The organism is Oleiphilus sp. HI0125, from assembly GCF_001635355.1.
This window is the reverse complement of record NZ_LWGF01001006.1, coordinates 1-1811: the sequence shown is the minus strand read 5'-3', so window position 1 is coordinate 1811 and position 1811 is coordinate 1. Positions and strand designations below refer to the sequence as shown.

The following is a 1811-nucleotide window of genomic DNA, read 5'->3' as shown; positions in this document are numbered from 1 at the left end:
TGACCGATAGTGACGCCCTTGCCTATATTAAGAGGAAATCCGGGATCGATGTGCAACACCGACCCGTCCTGAATATTGCTTTGCGGGCCAACAACGACTTTGTCATTATCTGCACGGATTACAACGTTGAACCAAACGCTCGCGTCCTCATGCAATTCAATATCACCAACCAAGCTCGCGTTAGGCGCGATAAAGCCTGGAGCACCATGTTGAACAGGTTGCTTATCGTTTAGGCTGAATTTCATCTCTATCCTTCAGGTAGTCATCAAATATTGTTATTCTTGCATCCATTGCGACATTCAAAAACTCAACCAGCACAATCGCTGTGAGCCCCCAAATTTCATAACGGATACCCTGATATTCATACTCATACGATGGAACTGCAAGAGAGGTTCCTTTGTAGGTCATTCTATCTCGACGAATAGGTTGTGCATCTAAAAAGAAGTCCAATGGAACGCGAAAGACACTTTCAATTTCATAGGGGCTGGGTACCACTGAAATATCATGGTCAACAAGTCCAACAAAAGGGTTTACCTGTATACCATGAAGAGAAACGACCTGACTCAGGCCACCAATGACTTCGACCGAACTCGGCGCAATACCTAGTTCTTCATGCGTTTCGCGCAATGCAGTATTAATGAGAGTTTCGTCGGTGTGATCGAACTTACCCCCTGGGAAGGCAACTTGACCACTGTGCGTAGAGAGACGCGACGAACGACGCGTCAAAATAACCTCAGGTCTAGCAGTATTGCGGGTAATTGGCATTAACACGCCAGCTTTGGGAAGCTCAGCACCTAATTGTCTAGGTTGATAATCACTAAGACGACTTTCGAACTGCTGTATAAGACTCATGAGGTAGTTCAATAAATTTGAGATTGGGCACCTTAGCATAGGGTTTAGGGATTGTTAATTGAGTCTGTGTGCTAGAGAATGTCGCGCTAGCCAAAAATAGAGAATGGGCACATTTTGATATGAACTTTTGCAGTAATTGCGGCCATGCCGTTGAACAGAAAATTCCAGCCGACGATAGTCGACTTCGATACGTATGCCCTCAATGCGAGACCATTCACTATCAAAATCCAAACATTGTCGCGGGCACACTTCCTGTATTCGAAGATAAAGTACTTCTTTGCAAGAGAGCCATTGAACCGCGCTATGGCTATTGGACACTGCCTGCAGGATTTATGGAAAACCAAGAAACGACCATGGAAGCAGCAGCACGAGAAACATGGGAAGAAGCCGAAGCAAAAGTAACGCTGCACTCCCTGTTAACCGTTATCAACGTTCCTCAAATCAATCAAGTCCATATGTACTTCTTGGCCACACTCATTGATGGCAAGTTCGGCGTTGGAACGGAAAGCCTTGAGTGCGCACTGTATACAGAAGAAGAAATCCCGTGGGATGAGCTAGCCTTCCCTACCGTTAAACGTACTTTGAAGCGTTATTTTGCGGATAGGAAAGAAGGGAAATTTCCCACGCACGTGTCTGATGCATTCCGAGAACCGAGAGAGGTTGAATTTTCAGCAACGCTGGGTGAAGACTGGGTGCGCTAAAACTGCGTCTCGAGTTTTATCACGTGGTAAGCGGGTTCCTCATAAGGATGCGCATTTTTTAATGCTTGCACTGCGTCCGCGATATGTTTTGCACTACACACCATATCGACTTTAGCCTCCTCGACTTCGCTTAATTGATCTACTTCGCCGATGGTAGGATTTGCCAAACCGATTGGCTTAAACTGGCCAATGCCTCGCGTTTCAAACGAGCAATGTTCATAATTACCTATCCTTCCCGCACCAGCTGCAAACACAGAC

Annotated in this window: 4 protein-coding genes; 1 reads left to right on the top strand and 3 read right to left on the bottom strand. The window is 46.0% G+C overall.

Annotated features, from left to right (window positions below; translation table 11 throughout):
• Positions 1 to 245, bottom strand: a 245-nt coding sequence (locus A3762_RS17230) for a gamma carbonic anhydrase family protein (protein WP_369820692.1), incomplete at its 3' end; no start/stop codon positions are given.
• Positions 223 to 852, bottom strand: a complete 630-nt coding sequence (locus tag A3762_RS17225; RefSeq protein WP_068755486.1) for a CoA pyrophosphatase — start codon at positions 850 to 852, stop codon at positions 223 to 225. The genes A3762_RS17230 and A3762_RS17225, both read right to left, overlap by 23 nt.
• A 119-nt stretch (positions 853 to 971) precedes the next feature.
• Between A3762_RS17225 and A3762_RS17220 the strand changes: the two genes are divergently transcribed.
• Positions 972 to 1553 (top strand): NUDIX hydrolase, encoded by a 582-nt coding sequence (locus A3762_RS17220; protein ID WP_068755513.1) that lies wholly within the window; start codon positions 972 to 974, stop codon positions 1551 to 1553.
• On the opposite strand, the gene A3762_RS27735 is transcribed toward A3762_RS17220, so the two are convergent.
• On the bottom strand, positions 1550 to 1811 hold a 262-nt coding region (locus A3762_RS27735; RefSeq protein WP_068756794.1), incomplete at its 5' end, for an NGG1p interacting factor NIF3. The two genes, A3762_RS17220 and A3762_RS27735, sit on opposite strands and share 4 nt — an antisense overlap.

Excerpts from the sequence above, each read along its gene's own strand:
- A3762_RS17225 (WP_068755486.1), bottom strand. The coding sequence starts at position 852 with ATGAGTCTTATACAGCAGTTCGAAAGTCGTCTTAGTGATTATCAACCT.
- A3762_RS17220 (WP_068755513.1), top strand. The coding sequence starts at position 972 with ATGAACTTTTGCAGTAATTGCGGCCATGCCGTTGAACAGAAAATTCCA.